The organism is Enterococcus asini ATCC 700915 (assembly GCF_000407365.1).
GTDB classification, from domain to species: domain Bacteria; phylum Bacillota; class Bacilli; order Lactobacillales; family Enterococcaceae; genus Enterococcus_C; species Enterococcus_C asini.
Genome location: NZ_ASVU01000001.1, coordinates 738,460 through 758,275 on the forward strand (window position 1 = coordinate 738,460; position 19,816 = coordinate 758,275).

Sequence of the window (19,816 nt, forward strand, 5' to 3'; positions counted from 1 at the left end):
ATCACAAAAAAGGCATTTTTGCGATCGCTCAAACAATCGCAAAAACGCCTCTTACTAGCTAGTAGTTTCAGTAAGGAACTTACTCTTCCTCGTCTGTGGAAATGGCAAACCCGTCAAAGGTTTCCCCATCATAGTATTTCAAAATGTCTTCATAAGAAAGTAACGAGGTGGTTTGTTCCTCAGCTTCTTTTTCTTCTTGTTGAGTCTGCTGCTGCTCCCAGTAAAGCTGATAAGCTTCCGCCAATTGCCGGTACATTTCCTGTAGAGAATAGCCACTTCCCGCCAAAAAAGGCAGTTCCCGGATAAAGCCCCGATACACCGGTAGTCCCTCTTCTAGCTCCACCGGTAATTCCACCACGTTTAGCTGCAGTGCTTCAAATTGTTCCTTATACATGTTCTGAACTTCCTTTCAGCGCCACAGAGCTCAATGGTTTGATTTCTTGCCCCACTGTACAAGATTCCCAACTGGTAGCTCCCCTTTGATAAATCGCAGCTAAAGACACAGCCCCGTCCTTTAGCAACGATTGACTAGCCCCTAAAACCAAATAAGGTTGTGCCGTCAACGTTTGCGCCGTGGCAAAAGCTTGCTGTAACAGACGGGTACCGATTCCTTGATTGCGATAAGCGAAGGCCACACATAAAGGCGCCAAAAGGCTTTGGGTCTCCGCTTCTTCATAATGAGTCAATAAAACATGACCCACTAAGCGGTCACCCACTTCCGCCACGTATTCCAATTCTGGCTGATAGGTAGGCAAAAGCCGCAATGAGGCCACAAATTCTTGTTCCTTGCCATCAGCTAATCGCGCGGTTTGGAAAGCTTCTGTGATTAGGGCCGCAATTGCCGGATAATCTTTGGGGGTTGCTTGTCTGATGTTCACTGTGCTGTCTCCTTTTGTCTTACTCCACAAGTGCCCGCTGGAGCACCTCGTGAAGGATATCTTCTTTGGATAATTCACGAATCGCTTGCGCCAGACGTTCTTCGTCGATTTCGACAATGGCGCCTTCTTTTAAAGCGAGAGCGGCCACAAATTCATCCGACAAGGGTAAAACTATGCGCTGATCGACTTTCATCAGGCGACGTTTGCGTTTTTTCATGGGACGCTCCTCCTTTTTCATCCTTTATTCTTTAACCTAGCAAAATCTGGATACCATTGTACCCATTTATGCATAAAACCAAAAATAAGATTACTTGATAGACCCGACGGACACTTTGATCTTTTAAGCGACCACTGAGTAAGGCTCCTAAAAAGCCCCCAATCACCGCTGCCGGAATCACATAATACAACAACTTCAAGTCATAGCGACCAAAACCGGTGGTACTCGCTATCGTAAGAATCTTCGCCAACTGGGAAAAAAGAATCGTGATAATGGAGTACACCGTAGCGGATTTAATGGGCATGCCAAAACACAGTAGCAACATAGCCACATTGATTGGCCCACCGCCAATTCCTAAGAGACTAGCCAAAAAGCCTAAAGATAAACCAATCAGACTGTACCAATACCAGCCTTTTAAGTGCAAACTCCACTTGCCCTCTGAAACCAAATAGGAGATACCAATGGTCACAATCGTTAAGACGATTTGGATCAGCTGCACGGACTTTTCAACCACTAACCAGTTCAGCAAGCTTTCAAAGACCACGTTTCCCAACATCCCACCGATGATTGCCCCTAAAGAAATCAACCCAGCCACAGGATAATCAATGACCAGATTCTTGCGCTGACGCAAAGTGGATACCACAGACATGGTTAAGACCGCCACTGTGGAATAAAAGGTAATCGCCGGTACCGAATGGGCGCCGATGGCATCGAACACTGGTTTAATCAGTACGCCACCGCCCATGCCGGAAATAGCGCCTACCGTGTTTGCCAAAATAATGATGATGAAATACAAAACTCCCGTCATACGCTGCCTCACTCTTTCTACTCTGCCTATTATTATACGAGACAGGGGGAATTAAAGCTAGGGAATGAGCGGAATGACACTTAGGAACAGAAAAAACCAGCTGTGTTTGAACGCGCTTCAAACACAGTCAAGTCATAAAAGTACCGTCAATCAAAAGATAGATTATTAGTCTACTTTTAATTAACGGTACAAGGATTATTGAGAGTGTAAAATATTTTGTGTAAATAGAAATTTAGGGTAGAAAAAGAGAAAGTCCATTCTGTAAAATTAAAGTTACGACACCGAAATTTTATAGGAGGACTTTCTCATGACTAATTTTACTACAGAAATTATGCAAACACTACTCAATAAAGGCGATTTAGATGAATTATTTCGGGATCATTTAGAACGAGCGATTAATTCACTTCTACAAGCAGAGCTAACTGCTTTTTTAGACTACGAAAAATATGATCGAAATGGATTCAATTCAGGAAATTCCCGTAACGGGAATTATTCACGTACATTTAAAACAGAATATGGAGAGCTAAATTTAACTATTCCTAGAGATCGGAATGGCGAATTTTCTCAACAAACACTCCCAGCATATAAGAGAACCAATGATTCGTTAGAAACGACCGTTATCCAATTATTTCAAAAAGGCATTACGATGGCTGAAATTTCCGAATTAATTGAAAAAATGTATGGGCATCACTATACGCCACAAACGATCTCCAACATGAGTAAACTCGTGTCTGAAGACGTTTTAGCATTTAAAGAAAGAACGTTAGAAGCCAGTTATTCCGTTATCTTTATGGATGCGACACATATTCCTTTGAAGAGACAAACCGTTTCAAAAGAAGCCGTGTACATTACGATTGGTATCCGATTGGATGGAACCAAAGAAGTTCTTGGGTTCACTATCGCCCCAACGGAATCCGCGTATATTTGGAAAGAGGTTCTTCAAGATCTTAAAAACCGTGGGTTAGAAGAGGTTTTATTAGTGGTAACCGATGGTTTAAGTGGTATCGAAGAAAGTATCCATAGTGTGTATCCGAATGCACAATTTCAACAATGCTGTGTACATGTATCTAGAAATATCGCACATAAAGTGCGTATTCGAGATCGAAAAGAAATTTGTGAGGAGTTCAAAGCGGTTTACCAAGCAACGTCTAAAGAAGAGGCATTGGCTCAAGTGGACTTTATGGTCAAAAAATGGGGAAAGCAGTATCCAAGAGTTGTCAATCTGCTCTTGAATCCTGCCATAGTCACATTTTATAATTTTCCTCCCACTATCAGACGAACCATCTATTCAACGAACTTAATCGAAGGATTTAATAAACAATTAAAACGGTATACTCGAAGAAAAGAACAATTTCCAAATGAAGACTCTTTAGAAAGATTTTTAGTGTCGCAATTTAATCAATATAACCAAAAATTTTTAGGCAGGATTCACAAAGGATTTAAAGAAATTCAGGATACATTAGAGTCAATGATTTAACTGTAATTAACGGAATGGATTTTCCATTTACACATAATTCTTGACGCTACCGGATTATTAATTATAAATTTGAATTAAAATTATTTTGATTCTTCTGTACTTTCAATAGTATCAGTCTTAATTTTGCTCTTTTCCTTACCATATGCTTCTAAATCAGCTGCTTTAACATACTTCACATCAATTGGAATAGTGGTATCAATTTTTTCGCCTTCCACTGCTTTCGCTAGATTTTCAATTACTTGATACCCAATTTGATAAGCATCTTGATCTACTATAGCAGTGATACGACCATCGTCAATTCCTTTTAACCACGTATCAGTATAATCAAAACCATAGTGAAGAATTTCTCCCGCCTTGCCTTGAGATTCTAAAGCACTCATTACCCCAACATCTGGTCCTTCAGATCCTAAAGAAAAGACTGTTACAAGGTCTTTATTTGCAGAAATATAGCCTTCCAATTGTTTTTTTGATTCTGAAGGCTGGTCGTTATCCTGAATAGTTGCCAAAAACTTAAAGTTTGCGGCATCTTTACCATAAACCTCTTCAAATCCTTCTTTTAGCCCTTTTTCTCGGTCAATCATTGTTGGTTGAGCCACATCTACACAAACAATTGCAATTGATCCACCGGTGATTCCTTTTGCCTTCATTTCTTCTGCTGCTTGCTTCCCTAATTCTTTACCAGCAGATACATTATCAGTACCAACATATGCAGTGCGATCTGCTTCATTCTCTAGATCCGCATCGAAAGTAATCACTGGGATTCCCTTATCTACAGCAGTTTTAATTGAATCTTTGAAAGCTTTTTTCTCAATTGGAGCAACTGCAATTCCCGCAACATCTTTTGCCGTAGCTTCTTTAATAAATCCAATATGTTTTTCTTTTTTACTTGGCTCTGCTGAAGGAGAAGTTTTAGTGATCAACGTGTATCCTAGTTCTTTAGCCGCATCTTCCGCACCCTTTTTCATCGGATTCCAATACGCCCCAGTATCCACAATCGGAATAAAATACAAAGATTTTTTAGAATCACCACTAGCTGACTCTTTACTACCACATCCTGCCACAAACAACATCATTACTACGAGTAACCCAGTTAGTATACCTTTTTTCTTCGTTAGCATTTTTTTGTCTCCTCTATTGTTTTATTTAAAATTTCATATCACATGAAATTTTTTCATTGGTTAAGATTGGCGCCCAGCTTTTCTCTTCAAGTAGTCGATAATGATGGCAAGGATGATAACTAACCCGGTTACAGTATCTTGCAAAAAGGAGTTTACGCCCATTAACGTTAAGCCATTTTTGAAAACCTGTAATGTTAAAATACCTGCAACAGCACCACCGATTGTTCCAATACCACCACTAAATGATACTCCCCCCATAATTGCAGCAGCCATGGCAAACAAGTCTAGTCCGTTGGCATCTTTAGAAGCACCACCATTCAAGTTGGAAACGATTAGTAAGCCAGCAATTGCCGCTAGCATACCTTCAATAATAAATACTTTAACAACATGTAGATCTGTGTTTATTCCAGATAATCTTGCTGCTTCTGGGTTTGAGCCTACCGCATAAGTATATTTTCCTAATCGCGTCCCTTTCATAATGAACGTAACAATTATGATTGCAATGACAAAGATAAGCGCATTACTTTTAAATACATCAGTTCCAATTGGTGTCTTAGCAAGGCGATTAAACCATTCTTGCTCTGAACCGATAAACTGTTCATCTGTAAAAAATCCCAACATTCCTTTAATTACATAACTCGTACCCAAAGTTAAGATAAAAGAAGGAAGATCAAATTTTTTAATCAACAACGCATTAAAGGTTCCCAATATTGCCCCAACGAGTAAAGAAATTAACACAACTAAGATTGGATTGAAGCCAAGATTGGCACAATAAAGACCTACCATACCTGCTGCCATCCCCACATAACCAATAGATAAATCAACATAGCCACAAATTAAGATCATGGCATAAGCTACGGTTAGAATCCCAACTGGAGGAATTTGTTGTAAAAAATTTTCCATATTATACGTGCTCAGAAAATCTGCATTCGCTATTGAAAAATAAACTACTAAAACGATCAACACTAGATATACGGAGTAATTCATAAACAATGCTTTTAGGTCAATTTTTTTCTTCATCTTATTTTCAGTTGCTATTTTCTTCGAATTTTCCATAATTCTGCTCCTATCGTCTTGCTTACTATTGATTGTTAAAGAGGAAAAACAAGCTCATCAGTCTTCAATTGCTGCATATTTCATAATCATTTCCTGAGCTTCATCTTTTCGATCCGCATATTCTGAAACTACCAGTTCTCCTGAAATGGTCCCTTCTTGGAAGACATGAATACGATCACAAATCCCTAATAATTCTGGAATCTCAGATGATACTATTAAAACGGTCTTCCCTTGATTCGCTAAGTCATTAATAATTCCATAGATCTCAGACTTGGCTCCGACATCAATCCCTTTTGTAGGTTCATCAAAGATATACACTTCATTTTTCGTATTTAACCACTTGGCTAAAACAACTTTTTGCTGATTTCCTCCAGACAGACTGGAGACTGGATTTTCAATATCTTTAGTTTTGATATTAACTTTTTTAACAAATTTATTTGCTACATCAGCCAATTCTTGAGCATGGGTAACCATCTTATCCAGTGACGTAACTGTAATGTTATCCTTAATTGATAGATTAAGTAATAGTCCTTGTCGTTTTCGATCTTCTGTTAGCAAACAGATTCCTTGCTTGATCGCATCTTCAGGAGATTTAATTCGAACCTTTTTACCATTGATCGTGATTTCGCCATTTTTCAGGTGATCCGCTCCAAAAAGCAGGCGCATTGTCTCTGTTCGACCACTTCCCACTAATCCTGCAAAACCCAGAACTTCACCTGCTCTTGCTTCAAAGCTAACATCCTTTACTTTTCCGAACTTATCACACAAACCATCGACTTTAAGATAGGTTGATCCTATTTTGGTTGGCTGTTTCGGATATAAATCAGTAATTTCCCGACCGACTAGCATCGAAATAATTTGATTTTCAGACAGATCTTTCACATTATTTGTTGAGATAAATTCTCCGTCCCGCATAATCGTAATGCGTTCTCCCAATTCAAATATTTCTTTCATTCGATGAGAAATATAAATACTCGAGAATCCTTTTTCTTTTAAACGACGAATGATAATGAACAATACTTCTACGTCTTTATCCGATAAAGATGTGGTCGGTTCATCAAAAATGATCACTTTCGCATTCAAACTTAAAGCCTTGGCAATTTCTATTAGTTGCTTATTGGCTGTTGAAAGGGAACTGACAATATCTGTGGGTGCTACTTTGGCTCCCACCATATTCAACCAGTATTGTGTATCTTCGTTTAATTTCTTAAAATCAACAATTCCTAAAAAATTGTTTTTATAAGGTAAACGACCGATATAAACATTTTCCGCCACGGATAAGTCCTCTGCTAAGTTTAACTCTTGATGGACAAAACCAATTCCTAGCTCAGTTGCTAGATCGGTAGTCATTTTAGGTATTTCTTTACCTTCAAAGGTAATTGTCCCTGCATCTTTCTCCAAAAGGCCGGCCAGAATATTCATTAAGGTCGATTTTCCTGCCCCGTTTTCTCCCATAAAAGCATGAATTTCGCCTTTACGAACTTCTAACTGGGCTTTTTTTAGAACTTTAACCTTACCGAAACTCTTATCAATGCCTTTCATTGAGAATAAAACTTCATCACCCATTGATTTGCTTCCTTTCAGAAAGTGAATAATTTCATTTTTTTAGACTCATTATTTTTCTTCATAAACAAAGTAATCAAATTTTGCCTCTAAGTCATATCCAGAGTAATCGACGTTTGCCATGCCAACAAATGCGCCAGTGAAAAAGCCACCATTTGTCTGATTTACATAATCGTCAGAAAGAATCTTGGCATCTAATGTCACAGGAATATCAATCCACTCTTTACCATCAAATGAATAAGCATAGTAATAAGAAGAGGTCTTAACTTTTGTTTTAAAGTAAACATATTCCACATCTTTAGGCACTTTTATTGCTTGTTCTTTCAAATAACTTGTAAGCACGCCTTGGTTATTTTCTGTTACTTCAATGACACGGCCATTTAGCTCATTCCAAGTTATCTGAATCATCGACCAATGTTGACTATTATAGAAATTGGTCAATCCTGCCATTTGTTGGAAAGTAGTCGGATAATATGCAAGCCTTGTCTCCGCTTCCAATTCAAATGACTGCCAACGTCGTGCAACTAGTGACGTATCATGGAGATTGGTTAAACTGCCACCACCTCTCAATACAAGATGACTATTACTTATTCGTCCGATCTTCTCAGTGAACGGTACACGCAATGTATTAAAATGGATATTTAAGTGAGCCTCTTCAAAATCATCTTTAATCAAATAGTTAGGATCGTAAGGATGTAAAGTTATATTTTTGGGTGCTTCAACTTCAATACTTCCTTGTTTTCCACCGACAATCAATGGCCACTTATCTTCTGTCCACTTTACTTTTTGAATGGCAGTTTCTCTACCTAATGTGCACCAGCCTCGTGGATCATGAATTGATTCCGTTTCATGGTGCCAAGGTCTACCAGTTAAGTGAGCGAAATACCATTCTCCTTCTGGCGTGTCTACTAAAGCGCCATGGCCACATTTTTGCAACGGATTATCAGGACTTTCAAACGCTGTTAAAAAGGTTTCCCCTTGGAATTCATACTCACCATAGATAGAATCTGCCCGGGCAACCACTTCTTGATGCGCATAAGTTGTACCACCTTCTGCACAGAACAAGTAATATTTTCCAAAAATTTTATAAAGGTGAGGGCCTTCTGTTAACTTAACATCTGTTCCACGCCAGATGATTTTGCCGGTTTCAGGTAACAATCTTTCTTCTTCCACTGAATACTCGGTACACTTAATCCCGTAAAATGGATGGTGATATTCTCGATGATCCCATTCCATTTGCACGATATATTTTTTCCCGTCATCATCATGGAAGAGAGAACTATCAAATCCTACACCGTTTAACCGAATGGGATCACTCCAGGGCCCATAGATTGACTCTGAAGTAGTCAAGTAGTTGACACAATCTTTAAAAGCACCATTCGTTACTTTAACATCGGTATAAACTAACCAGAATTTGCCATCTGCATAAGATAAATCTGGTGCCCAAATACCGCCTGAATCAACATTTCCTTTCATGTCTAATAACGTCACAGTATCTAAAGGATGTGTAATTAATTGCCAATGAACCAAATCTTTTGATTCATGTATCTGTACCCCTGGAAACCAATCAATAGTATACACGGTTTCAAAAAGAAGGTCAAGGAATTTTTATCTTTTTAGATTCGTGAATTCACGAACAATATCTCCTTTTCATTTTTATTTCAATTTAGACAGTTATTTATCCATAAATTATTGAACAAGCACAAATTTTACGATGGCAAATTTCACAGAAAAAACAGGCATAGATAAGTTTCATTTTACTGAAAATATAGCAAATAAACTAACCTAATACTTTTTCTAAAAGCAAATTATCTTGATAAAGCCTTAAAATCTACATAAAAAAGAAGCCGAGAACTTTCTCAGCTTCTAATCCTTGTTTCAATTTATGCTTTGATTTCTTCTTTGATATTCGGCCGATAGCCATGATTGTTCAAAAACTCAACAATCTCATGTAACTCAGCTTTGGCGAATGCAGTTTTTTGACACGTCGTTACAGATTTGAAGGGGAACCCTTTTTTCTGCGTTCGATAGACATAACACAAGTCGTGATCGATTTCGATCGGTACCTCTTTGTCACAGTTGTTTGAGACAAGAGCAAAAAGCGTCTGCCAATCCAACGTCTACACTTCCTTTCTCCAGATGTGATTGTCTCCTCAAACACTCACATCTCATTACCAAAGGAGTATACTCACTTCCCAGATAAAAAGCTACCAAAATTCATCATTGTAAGAGAAATCTTACTTGGGCTTTACGCATTCTTTAGCATTTCGCTTCAAACACAAAACAACCGTTTTCTTTCTTCTTTTTCCCACTGATTCTCTTGTTTTTTTGAAAAAGCCATCCACACTTTAGTCCCGATTGATTAATCTTCTTGGGGTAAAATTTGAAAGTTCTCATTTACGGTAGCTTGAATCACCGGGTGCCGGCGTAAGTAATCGGCAATTAACTCGGTCATATCGATTTGAACTTCCCGTTGAATTTTTTCCGGGGTAAACATGGCGTAATTGCCCCCACCTACCGCTCGATATTGATTGATAACAACTTCCAGAGTATCCGTCGCTTGCACGGGCTGGCCATTAAAGCGCAATTCGGTCACGCGCGAGCCTACTGGTTGGCGCAAATCGATGGTGTAGTCTACCCCTTCGTACATATCGTAATTGTAATACTGCGGTTTTGGTTTAATAAAACGAGGATTGAAGACGATTTTGCCGTCTTCCAAGGCCAAATAATTCGCCGTTTGTTCTAGGGCCTGGCGTAAATCGGCGCCGGTAATTTGAGAGACGGCTAGCGTATTAGGATAGATATAGTTGGTAATGATATTACGCATGGTAATGGTCTCGTCAAACCCTTTGCCTTCATTATTGAACAAAGCGGTACCGGAAATTGGCGCTCCCGAGGCTTCCATTTGTACCTTATTGATGAACTCCACGTAAGGGTGTTCCTTTAAGCGGGCTTTCATGGAATCTTGAATGCGCATATCCCCTTCCACCCGGCCCACTGGTTGATCCAACCAAGTTTCCAAGTTCTGATTCAATTCCGCCACGCTGGCCAAAATCCCTGCATCTGGCTGGCAATCCGCCACGGGATGAATGCTCGCACTGGCTCCGGTAACGGTCACTCCGGTAGCTGTTTTATTCAAATCTAAGACAATTTCCCCCACGAAGCGGCCAAATGAGCCGGGCTGAATTACCGGAACGCCATTGACCACGCCAGCGATTTCCCGGTGTTGATGGCCAGTGATCAAGGCATCAATGCCTGAAACACTGTGCAAGAGCTCGTAGCCCTCATTTTCCCCGGTTATCAGCTCAGTAGCTTCACCGGTTTCCAAGTCCCGCTCAAAGCCCCCGTGATAGGCGACAATCACTACATCCGCCAATTCTCGAAGTTTTGGCACGTACTGCTTCGCTGTCTTCACTAAACTTTGGAAGTGCAGTCCTTTAATGTGGCTCGGTTGTTCCCAATGAGGAATGTACTGAGTAACCACACCTAAGATGGCCACTTTCACCCCGGCCTTTTCAATAATCACATAGGGTTGACCAAAATAAGGCCGGCCGTTTTCCCCTAAGACATTCGCCGCTAAAATCGGATGCTCATAGCTGTTAATCGCTTTTTGCAAATACTCGGGCCCGTAGTTAAACTCATGATTTCCTAAAAGGCCCACATCATAACCGATTTGATTGACCACTTGCGTCAAAAGAGCGGGATTTTGCTCCCCTTGCTTTGCCACATAATAGCTTAAAGGCGAGCCTTGAATAAAGTCACCATTTTCAATCTTAATCACCGGTCCAGTGGCAGCGGCGGTTAATTCTTTCATTTTTGTGGCTACTTTGGCCACACCATAGGGCTGATCAGTGGTATCCGCATAGTTGGTCGGCAAGACGTAGCCATGCATATCACTGGTAGCTAAAATCGTTAATTTCATTTAAAACATCCCTTATTTAAAAGTCTGAATCAGGAAAATCCTGCTCCATCATCATAACAAAACTAGGGGGAAAACAAAAATAAAAGACAAGTAAAAATCCGCTCTAAGTGAAGGTAAATTCACCAAAAACGGATTTTTATTTGCTATTTACGTTCTTAATATCAAACCTATTTTTAATCGTCTAAAATCGTAAAACCTAGGCTTTTAATATCTCGATTAAACATCTTAACCGTTTCAAGAGAAAGTTTGCTCAAATCCATATGATACATAGAGAGCTTAGATAATAATGCTGGTGTTACAGTAATAATATCTACACCCAAAGAATCTGCTTGAACAATATTATATACTTCTCTAGAACTTGCCCAAAGTAATTTAGTTCCATTCTTTTTGTGACAAAGTTCCAACGATTGTTTCATTAGTGGCTCTGGATCAATACCAGTATCTGCAACTCGCCCAGCAAAAACTGAAACAATATTTTTTGTTCCATCAGATAAGGCATCTACAGTGTTAGCCACCTGTTCTGTAGTCATAATAGCTGTCACGTTCAATTTTAATCCTTTTTCTGACAACTTACGAATAAGGTCGGTTGAAGCTTCGCCTTTAGTATTCATAATAGGAATTTTTACATACACATTATCTCCCAGAGAAGACAACTTAATTGCTTCTTTTTCCATAGTTTCAAAATCATCTGCAAAAACTTCAAAGCTAATTGGCATACCATCAACTTTTTCTAATACTTCTTTAGCAAAAGCGACATAATTTGTAATCCCAGCTTGTTTCATCAAGCTAGGGTTAGTTGTAAATCCGGTAACAATCCCTGCAGATTTCATTTTCAGCATGTCCTCAATCACAGCTCCATCTGAATAAATATCAATTTTAAAATCCATTTTAATCGGTCTCCATTCCTTCATTATTAATAGCTATCTTTGATGGGTGAACAACACTTGGTAAGACTAAGACAAGTAAAACAGCTGCCATAATTACATAAATTCCCATCTGACCGAATTGACCGCCAACTTTACCTAATAAAATTCCAATCCAACCAAAGTCAAAATCACCAAATGTAGCATTAGAAAAACCAAGCTCCCCTAATACTGGTAGCAGTAATGCTGGTAAGAAGGCTAGAAACAAACCATTTACAAAGGCTCCAACAATCGCGCCTCTTCGTCCACCAGTTGAATTACCATAAACACCAGCAGTAGCACCACAGAAGAAATGAGGTACTAACCCAGGAATAATTAAAACTCCTCCAGCAGCTCCAAGGATAAACATACCGATAAGTCCACCTACAAAGCTTGAAATAAATCCAATGATTACAGCAGTTTGTGCGTATGGGAAGAATACAGCACAATCGACTGCAGGTACTGCATTTGGGATGACTTTATCAGCAATACCCTGAAAGGCTGGTAATAAATCGGCTAAAATCATTCGTACGCCAGAATAGACAATCGTTACACCAACAGCAAACTTCAATCCACAGAGAATAGCAAATAGATAAGGCGACTTCCCATCTGATAAAGTTGAGACAAACTCAGGACCAGCAGCAATTGCTGAGACTAGATAGAAAATAATCATGGTTAGTGCAGTAGAGATCGTTGTATTTCGTAAAAACCCGAATTTTTCAGGAACTTCAATATCTTCTGTGGACTTCGATCCTTTACCTACTAATTCACCGATAAAAGCTGATAAGTAATACCCAATTGAGCCAAAGTGTCCCATGGCTATTTCATCACCATCTGTAACTTTTAAAGTGTATTTTTGACCAATAGCAGGGGAAATCGCACTCCATGCTCCTAAGAAGAACCCACCAATCAAAATAAGAGAAGTACCTTCAAACCCGACTGCACCTAAAACGGCTGATAATAAGCACGCCATAAAAAATGAATGATGTCCAGTTAAAAATACATATTTATATCGGGTAAAACGTGCTACTAACAAATTAACGACTAATCCTACAATCAAGATAGTCATTGTTTCCACACCCAAAACCTTTTGTGCTACCGATGTAACAGCTTCATTATTTGGCACGACACCAGTAATATGAAACCCGGTTTCAATCATTTGAGAAAGCGGATCTAAATTTGCACTGATAACATCTGCCCCAGCGGCTAACATTAGGTATCCTAGAATAGGACCTAATGTACCAGTCAATATTTTATGTCCTGGTGCACGCATAGCAATCAGACCAACAAATGCCACTAATCCCATTAAAATCGCTGGTTCACTAAACATATCCTTCAGAAATTCTAAAAAAAACATTATGGCTCCTCCTATAATTAGAATATTTTATAATTAATCCTCTCATGTGGCCACATAAGAAAAGTGATTAACCTTTACTTTGATTTAATTCTTCTAAGATAGGTAAAATATCTTCAGTAATTTTTTTTCGATCGGCATAACTACGAACCACTGCTACATTTTTATTCTCTGGAAATTGTTTGGCAAATTCATCGACTGTCACAAAAAGATCCGGGGTTTCACCCAATGCTGCATTAAAATCACTTGGTCTAGCTTCTACATCAATTCCATTTTTTTTAGCAATTTGATTAATCTTCATTGCTAATAAATTACTACTGCCAATTCCATTCCCACATACTGTAATAATTTTAATCATAATTCTTCCTCCTCTTCTCTGATAAACGTCTCCGCTAATGTTACAAACTCTTTTTTACTAGCTGAACCTAATAATGCATTAACTTTTACTTCTTCATCAATTAATGCAGATATCCTTTTCAATAAAGCTAAATGAGCTTTATTATCATTTGTTGCAAGGCAAATAATTAGTGATACTTCATGTTTCTTTCCAAAAAGTACAGGGTGTTCCAGTTTCAAAATACTGAAATCAGTTCGCAATGCCCCAGCTTCTGGTCTGGCATGTGGCATAGCCACTTTTGGAACAAGCACCATATAATCGCCAAGTTCCATAACATTTTGAATCATTGCATCAATATATTTTTTTTCAATAATTCCTTCAGCCAATAATGGTTGAGCAACAATTTTTATTGCTTCTTGCCAAGAAGAAACCTCAGATTTAAAAATTAGATGCTCTTCACTTAAATAATGTGGATTATTTTCTTCCATTTGAATACCTCCTAACTACACATTCACTATAAATTAATTTGTTTAGAATAGATACCGCTTTCATTTCCCGATTAAAATGGAAATGCTTGAATTATTCAGTTCAACCATTTCCTATAAGAACTGGAAAATATCCGTTTTTTTAATTTTGATAAAAGAAGCCTTTCATAGTAAGCCTTTACAAACAATCGAATAATTTCTTATTAAAATAGGACATTGTCTTTTTAGTAAATAGTTTATATGATACCCATATAATAGAGCGGAGGAATTATCATGTTTGCTCATAAAAGACTAAATCAAATATTTCATCGTTTATACATTGAAAAAAACTGTTCTAGTGGCATATTAGCAACGGAATTTTCCGTCTCCGAGCGGACAATCAGAAATGATATTACCGAATTAAATACTGATCTCAAAAAATATCAAGCAAAAATTATTTCCAGAAGAAATCTTGGTTATGAACTACTTCAAAAAGAGAACGTTAAACAATTATTCTCAGAAATTGATAAACAAATCATTTCTTCAAATCAACAATTAGAAACTTCAGAGGATCGAATAAGGCAATTACTATTATTGTTGTTACTTTCCGAACATGAATTATCATTAGATGAATTGTGCACAACAATTTTTGTTGGTCGAACTACTCTTTTAGGTTATTTGCGACAGCTTCGATTATTATTAGCTTCATACAATTTAAAAATCACTTCTAAAATGAATATCGGCTACAAAATTTCAGGAGATGAAAGCGCGATTCGCCAAGTTATTTCAGATCAATTAATCGAAAAAAACTTTGAAAGCTATATTTCACAATTTTCTGCTAGTGAGAAAGAATTATTTGATGAAATCGATTTAGAGAATCTAGCTACTGCTGTTGCTTCATATTTTCCACCAAACCAGTTTAGAATTTCTGATTATAATCGTAAGAATTTTGTCATTCACTTAGCAATCTCTATTTTACGTACAACAAAAAAGCATAAACTTGAAACTATTAGTAATTTTTTTACTATAGATAAAAAAATCCAGTCAGCAATGGATGAACTACTTTCCACTATTGAAAATGACTATCAAATTACCTTTGACTTACAAGAGCGCTACTGGCTGTACAATCATTTATTTTCAGATTTACAGCAAGAAGTTCATTCTAATAGCCAAACAACAAAAATTTACCAATTTATCGATCAAATGCTTTTAGAAATTAATGAAATAATCGGTGAAAATTTATTACAAGATGAAATATTACGACAAGATCTTTTCGTTCATTTCTCCAGCTATCTTTCATTAAAGGAACTACTAAAAAACAAGAAAAATCCGCTACTACCTGAAATTAAGAAAAATTTCTCATACGCTTTTGAACTAGCAGTTCTAGCAACAAATAATAGTAAATGGCTGAGCGAATTTGAATTTACAGAAGATGATATCGGTTATCTTGCACTGCATATTGCCGCAGCTATCGAGCGTAAAAAAGAACTTTCTATTCATAAAAAACGAGTTTTGATTATATGTGGCCAAGGTGTATCAACAAGTCGACTTATAGAAGCAATGATAAAAAAACGTTTTTCTGATAAATTAGAAATTGTTGATATTATTTCTTATGCAACATTTCAGTTATCTGAACCTCAAAATGTCAATCTTATAATTTCAACAATCCCTTTGCAAAATCAACAAATACCTATTGTACAAATTGACTTTCTCGACATTAAACAGGGAATGGAAAAAATTGATGAAATATTGGCTATTGAGGAAAAACATCTTGCATTAACAAAACTATTCGACGCTTCCATGTTTGTAATCAATAATCAAAAAACAACTCGGGATACGCTCATTAACTCAATTGGTAATATTCTAGAAGAACAAGAAGTAGTCAACATTGGGTTTACAAAAAAGGTCCTTGAACGAGAACATATTGCACCAACTAATATTACTGATCTCATTGCCATTCCACATGCCATTGATGCCAACATTAAACAAACAAAAATCTTTGTTTACATCTCACAATCTCCTATTATTTGGAGAGATGATAAAACCGTTAAAATCATTTTTCTACTAGCAGTAGCTGAAGAGGACAAAGAGAACCTTCATACCTTTTTTGAATATTTATCCGACTTAGTTGAAAATAAAAAACTTCAACAAAAAATTGGGAACTCACAAAATTTTGAAATGTTTTTATCTTCCTTGTTCTAATGTATGCTACTTCACTCTATGAAACCTATCATTTGTAAACATCAATCTTCAAAACAAAAAAGCCCCTATCCCTCAGCAATTTGTTCCGAGGAATAGGGACTTTTCATTTTCAGTTGCTTATTGATTCCAAGCGTCTTCTAATTGAGTTGCGCCTTGTTTGATTAGTTCGTTAGTATCTTTATCAGGGTTAGAGTAGATGTTTTCCATGATTGAACGAACTTCGTTGTAAGCAGGGTCAGCATTTTCTTCTACAGGAATTGCGAACAATTCTTTGGTTGCTTCAGACAAGATTGCAGGAACTTTCGTATTTTCAGAGTCTTTGTATTCGCTGCTGTCCAAAACAGATTGTAGGATTGGCATGTAGCCAGTTTGTTCTGCCCAGTACAATTGAACGTCTGGCGTAGACATGTATTTCAACAACAAGTACGCAGCTGTTTTTTGTTCAGCCGTTGCGCTGTCGAACATGTAAACGTCAGTCCCTTGTTGGATGTTGATTTTTTCAGGACGAGGAGCTACACCGTATTCGAATTTGCCTTCTGTATCTTGTTTCACGTAGCCTTCACCAGCGATTGAGCCGATAAACATCGCAACTTTTTCATTGGCAAAAGGACCAGACAAGTATTTGTCACTACCGGCAATCCGCATAGAACCGTTCTTGATGCCGTCTAGGTAGTAGTTGATCACTTCTTTTGATTCAGAACCAGTGAAGTCTAAGTCTTTGTTGAATTCCACGCCTTGGTTTTCCATGCCGATTGCATAGTAGTTGTTCAAAGAGTCAAATCCGCCACCGACAACTTCATGGTTGGATTTTTCATAGATAGTTTCGCAAGCTTTAGCGAATTCTTCCAAAGTAGTTGGCACTTCAACGCCGTATTCTTTCAACATATCCGCATTGTAAACCAACGCTTCAGTGGATTTGTTAAATGGAATTCCGTATTGGGTACCGTCGATTTGCGCACCTTTTAGTAAAGCATCGCGAATTTCTTCTTGGTCGCCCCAGCCAATGGTGTCGTCTTCCATGTATGGTTTCAAGTCTACCAACATATCGTCTTGCGCAGCATTCCACAACCAACCTGGGTATGCTTGAGTAATCGTTGGTAAGTCTTTAGGGGATTGCAAAGTCGAGTTGATTTTGGCTTGCATATCAGAGTATTGACCTTGGTTTTGCAAGGTTACTTTGATATTGGGATTTTCTTTCATGAAATCTTCGGTAATTTTGGTCAATGCTTCTTCTTGCGCACCGTTCATTGCGTGCCAGAAAGTGATTTCCGTTTTGTCCTTGATTTCAGTGACGATTTTGTCGCTTTCTCCACTGTCCTTGCTATCGTTTGAGCTGCCACAAGCTGCTAATGCGACCGTTGCTAGTGTTGCCAATACGACTGTTCCCATTTTTTTGAACTTCATTCTTGACTCTCCTCCAAAATTTTTTATAAAACGATTGTGTCCCCACGAGAGGGCAATATTCTTTCACCATACGGATTCACCAATTTTTCAGGCTTCAAGGTATGGATTGGAACCAAAGTTTTGGGCTGAATCATGGCGATGATTCGGTCCAGGTCCTCCGGAAAAGCATGTCCGGAACAAGCAAGGCGTAAGAAGATGATGTCTTGTTTGGCTAAAAGATCCAAGAATACTTGATACGCCGGGTCGAAATCCCCCAAAGGCTCTGCGTCCAAGTGGAAGTAGAGTCCCCCTGGCTGCAAGGCTTCAAAGTGATCCACCACTTGCCATAAGTACTGCCCTTGATCGGCTAAAAGCGTCTCATAGGAAATGGCTAGCTCTGGTTTCAAACTCGAAATCTTTGTTGCACCAGTTGGGTAGTAATAATAGGCATCAAGGCCTAGGACTTCCTGTAATAAAGCAGCCATATTGGCTTCTAGTACGACCGTGCGAGGTGCCGAGCTCAAGATGGCGGCAAAGCGTTTCACATTGGCAGGATAGCCGTTAAAGGTTAACTGCCGCTGAGGATTGGCTGCTACTAGTTCCACCAAACGAGTAATCAACGCCTGTTCGCTAGGTAGCGTTTCGGTATCAGCCTCCTCCTCGCGATCATCGAAGGAAATGCTGACTCCTTCCATCATGAGGAGGTCCGTGTGTTTGGCTTGCGCACAGAAGGCTTCCGTCAAATCGCGGTCATAGCCGTGTAAGCGTAAATCCCCAGTATACGTCAAAAAGGCATCTGGCGTCTTAATCAGTAAAGCCGCCGCCCCGTAAGCATCGTGATCCACTGGCAAAATCGTCACGTGAATCTTGCCAACTACTACTTCGCTACCGGCTTCTAACCCAATCATGTCTCGGGTTCCGGGGGCGAAAGGATTAGTTAAAAGAAACTGCTCGTCTCGATTCAATGAAGCGAGAATCGCTTTGGTTTCTTTTAGCGTGTACAAAGGAATCGCTGGATCCAAGTAATTGATCATCTTGGAATGATCCAAATGGGCGTGGGATAAAAAGACCGCCGTCTCCACCTCTTCTGTGGGAGCTGCTAAACCCTCAGCTCCGGACAAGCGGGAATCGTACACTCCAGACAAAGCAGGGATCAACCGATTGTCCAACAGCGTCCCTAAACTTTCTTCGGTCAAGCCTAGCTCTGGGCGAAACTCCGTCCCAAAGTCGAAGAAGATCCGAGCGTCTTCGTAGCGGACTTCGATCACCGTACCCCCAATGGTCAAAATCCCACTGTGGAAAGTAACGCTGGTTTTACCCTTTAAGTCCATTTTTAGCCACCCCACGAATGATTTCTTTTCTAAAGATGAAATAGATAATCAAAATCGGAATAACCGTCAAAGTAGCCGCCGCTAACTGCAAGTGCACGTCACTGCCGCTTTCTGTGGAGAAGGCGGACAACCCATTGTTCAACAGGCGGTGCGCTTTGTCATTGGTTACCAACAATGGCCACAAGAAGGAATTCCAGCTAGAGATAAAGGTCAAGATGCCCACGGTTACCAAAGCCGGTTTCGTCATAGGCACCAAAATCTTGCGAATGTATTCCATATCGCTGGCCCCATCGATTTTCGCCGCTTTGTAATAGGTAATGGAAATCCCACTCAAATAACTATTCAAGTAGTAAATATAAAAGATACTGGTCAAGAAAGGAATGATCAAGGACGCGTAGGTGTTCAATAAGCCTAAACGGGCAATGGTATTGAAGTTGGTGAAGATGATGGACTCGTAAGGCACCATCAACAAGGAAACCATGATTGCCAACACGACTTTCTTAAAGCGAAACTCCAAACTGGTCAGTGCGAAAGAGGCCAAAACCGCCGTAATCAACGTAGCGATTGTCGTCACTGCGGACACAAAGACCGTATTGAAGAAGTAGCGAATGAACGGCGCTTTTTCAAAGACATCCAAAAAGTTCGCAAATTGCAAATGCGCCGGGATGATGGTCGGCGGAATACTAGTGACTTCCGACCGGGTCATCAAGCCCCCTAAAACCATGTATACGAATGGAAACACGGTGATAATGGCCAAGACGATTAGAAAGAAGTAGCAAATAAAATTAATCACTCGTTTCACTG

19 protein-coding genes are annotated in these 19,816 nt (G+C 39.0%); 2 read left to right on the top strand and 17 right to left on the bottom strand.

The window, feature by feature from the left end; genetic code table 11:
• Positions 1-79: 79 nt before the first annotated feature.
• Genes I579_RS03570 through I579_RS03585 form a run of 4 tightly spaced genes read right to left on the bottom strand, consistent with a single transcriptional unit; the run spans position 80 to position 1,903 of the window.
• A complete protein-coding gene (locus I579_RS03570; RefSeq protein ID WP_010755008.1) occupies positions 80-394 on the bottom strand; it encodes a hypothetical protein in 315 nt (104 codons plus the stop codon).
• Positions 387-878 (bottom strand): GNAT family N-acetyltransferase, encoded by a 492-nt coding sequence (locus I579_RS12465; RefSeq protein ID WP_010755009.1) that lies wholly within the window; start codon positions 876-878, stop codon positions 387-389. Before I579_RS12465 ends, I579_RS03570 begins: the two co-directional genes overlap by 8 nt.
• Before the next feature lie 19 nt (positions 879-897).
• A complete protein-coding gene (locus I579_RS03580) occupies positions 898-1,095 on the bottom strand; it encodes a hypothetical protein (RefSeq protein WP_010755010.1) in 198 nt (65 codons plus the stop codon).
• A gap of 31 nt (positions 1,096-1,126) precedes the next feature.
• Entirely contained in the window at positions 1,127-1,903 is a 777-nt protein-coding gene (locus I579_RS03585; RefSeq protein ID WP_010755011.1) for a sulfite exporter TauE/SafE family protein, read from the bottom strand.
• 307 nt (positions 1,904-2,210) lie between these two features.
• Between I579_RS03585 and I579_RS03590 the strand changes: the two genes are divergently transcribed.
• Entirely contained in the window at positions 2,211-3,380 is a 1,170-nt protein-coding gene (locus tag I579_RS03590) for an IS256 family transposase (protein WP_010752995.1), read from the top strand.
• 80 nt (positions 3,381-3,460) lie between these two features.
• Here the strand turns inward: I579_RS03590 and I579_RS03595 are convergent, their stop codons facing one another.
• The 10 genes from I579_RS03595 to I579_RS03640 form a co-directional block, all read right to left on the bottom strand.
• On the bottom strand, positions 3,461-4,498 hold the full coding sequence (locus I579_RS03595; RefSeq protein ID WP_010755012.1) for a sugar ABC transporter substrate-binding protein: 1,038 nt from the start codon (positions 4,496-4,498) through the stop codon (positions 3,461-3,463).
• 60 nt (positions 4,499-4,558) lie between these two features.
• Positions 4,559-5,554: an ABC transporter permease gene (locus tag I579_RS03600; RefSeq protein ID WP_010752727.1), complete on the bottom strand. Its 996-nt coding sequence runs from the start codon at positions 5,552-5,554 to the stop codon at positions 4,559-4,561.
• Between the two features lie 57 nt (positions 5,555-5,611).
• Positions 5,612-7,120: a sugar ABC transporter ATP-binding protein gene (locus I579_RS03605; protein WP_010752726.1), complete on the bottom strand. Its 1,509-nt coding sequence runs from the start codon at positions 7,118-7,120 to the stop codon at positions 5,612-5,614.
• Between the two features lie 48 nt (positions 7,121-7,168).
• Positions 7,169-8,698 carry a glycoside hydrolase family 43 protein gene (locus I579_RS03610; RefSeq protein WP_010752725.1) on the bottom strand — a complete coding sequence of 510 codons (1,530 nt, stop codon included), beginning with the start codon at positions 8,696-8,698 and terminating at the stop codon, positions 7,169-7,171.
• 302 nt (positions 8,699-9,000) lie between these two features.
• Positions 9,001-9,234 carry a hypothetical protein gene (locus I579_RS03615; RefSeq protein ID WP_010752724.1) on the bottom strand — a complete coding sequence of 78 codons (234 nt, stop codon included), beginning with the start codon at positions 9,232-9,234 and terminating at the stop codon, positions 9,001-9,003.
• A gap of 245 nt (positions 9,235-9,479) precedes the next feature.
• Positions 9,480-11,039, bottom strand: a complete 1,560-nt coding sequence (locus tag I579_RS03620) for a bifunctional metallophosphatase/5'-nucleotidase (RefSeq protein WP_010752723.1) — start codon at positions 11,037-11,039, stop codon at positions 9,480-9,482.
• A gap of 173 nt (positions 11,040-11,212) precedes the next feature.
• Complete coding sequence (locus tag I579_RS03625) at positions 11,213-11,926, bottom strand: transaldolase (protein WP_010752722.1); 714 nt, start codon at positions 11,924-11,926, stop codon at positions 11,213-11,215.
• 1 nt (position 11,927) lies between these two features.
• Positions 11,928-13,298, bottom strand: coding sequence for a PTS ascorbate transporter subunit IIC (locus tag I579_RS03630; RefSeq protein WP_010752721.1), 1,371 nt, complete (start codon positions 13,296-13,298; stop codon positions 11,928-11,930).
• Positions 13,299-13,365: 67 nt separating this feature from the next.
• The gene (locus I579_RS03635) at positions 13,366-13,653 is read right to left on the bottom strand and encodes a PTS sugar transporter subunit IIB (protein ID WP_010752720.1); all 288 of its coding nucleotides are present in this window, start codon (positions 13,651-13,653) and stop codon (positions 13,366-13,368) included.
• Positions 13,650-14,120: a PTS sugar transporter subunit IIA gene (locus tag I579_RS03640; RefSeq protein WP_010752719.1), complete on the bottom strand. Its 471-nt coding sequence runs from the start codon at positions 14,118-14,120 to the stop codon at positions 13,650-13,652. The genes I579_RS03635 and I579_RS03640 overlap by 4 nt, the downstream gene beginning before the upstream one ends.
• Positions 14,121-14,390: 270 nt before the next feature.
• On the opposite strand from I579_RS03640, the gene I579_RS03645 reads away from it, so the two are divergent.
• Entirely contained in the window at positions 14,391-16,298 is a 1,908-nt protein-coding gene (locus tag I579_RS03645; RefSeq protein ID WP_010752718.1) for a BglG family transcription antiterminator, read from the top strand.
• Between the two features lie 117 nt (positions 16,299-16,415).
• Here the strand turns inward: I579_RS03645 and I579_RS03650 are convergent, their stop codons facing one another.
• Genes I579_RS03650 through I579_RS03660 form a run of 3 tightly spaced genes read right to left on the bottom strand, consistent with a single transcriptional unit; the run spans position 16,416 to position 19,814 of the window.
• Positions 16,416-17,702, bottom strand: coding sequence for an extracellular solute-binding protein (locus I579_RS03650; RefSeq protein ID WP_010752717.1), 1,287 nt, complete (start codon positions 17,700-17,702; stop codon positions 16,416-16,418).
• Positions 17,703-17,725: 23 nt separating this feature from the next.
• Positions 17,726-19,012 (bottom strand): MBL fold metallo-hydrolase, encoded by a 1,287-nt coding sequence (locus tag I579_RS03655; RefSeq protein ID WP_010752716.1) that lies wholly within the window; start codon positions 19,010-19,012, stop codon positions 17,726-17,728.
• Positions 18,996-19,814: a carbohydrate ABC transporter permease gene (locus I579_RS03660; RefSeq protein WP_010752715.1), complete on the bottom strand. Its 819-nt coding sequence runs from the start codon at positions 19,812-19,814 to the stop codon at positions 18,996-18,998. Before I579_RS03660 ends, I579_RS03655 begins: the two co-directional genes overlap by 17 nt.
• Between the last annotated feature and the right edge of the window lie 2 nt (positions 19,815-19,816).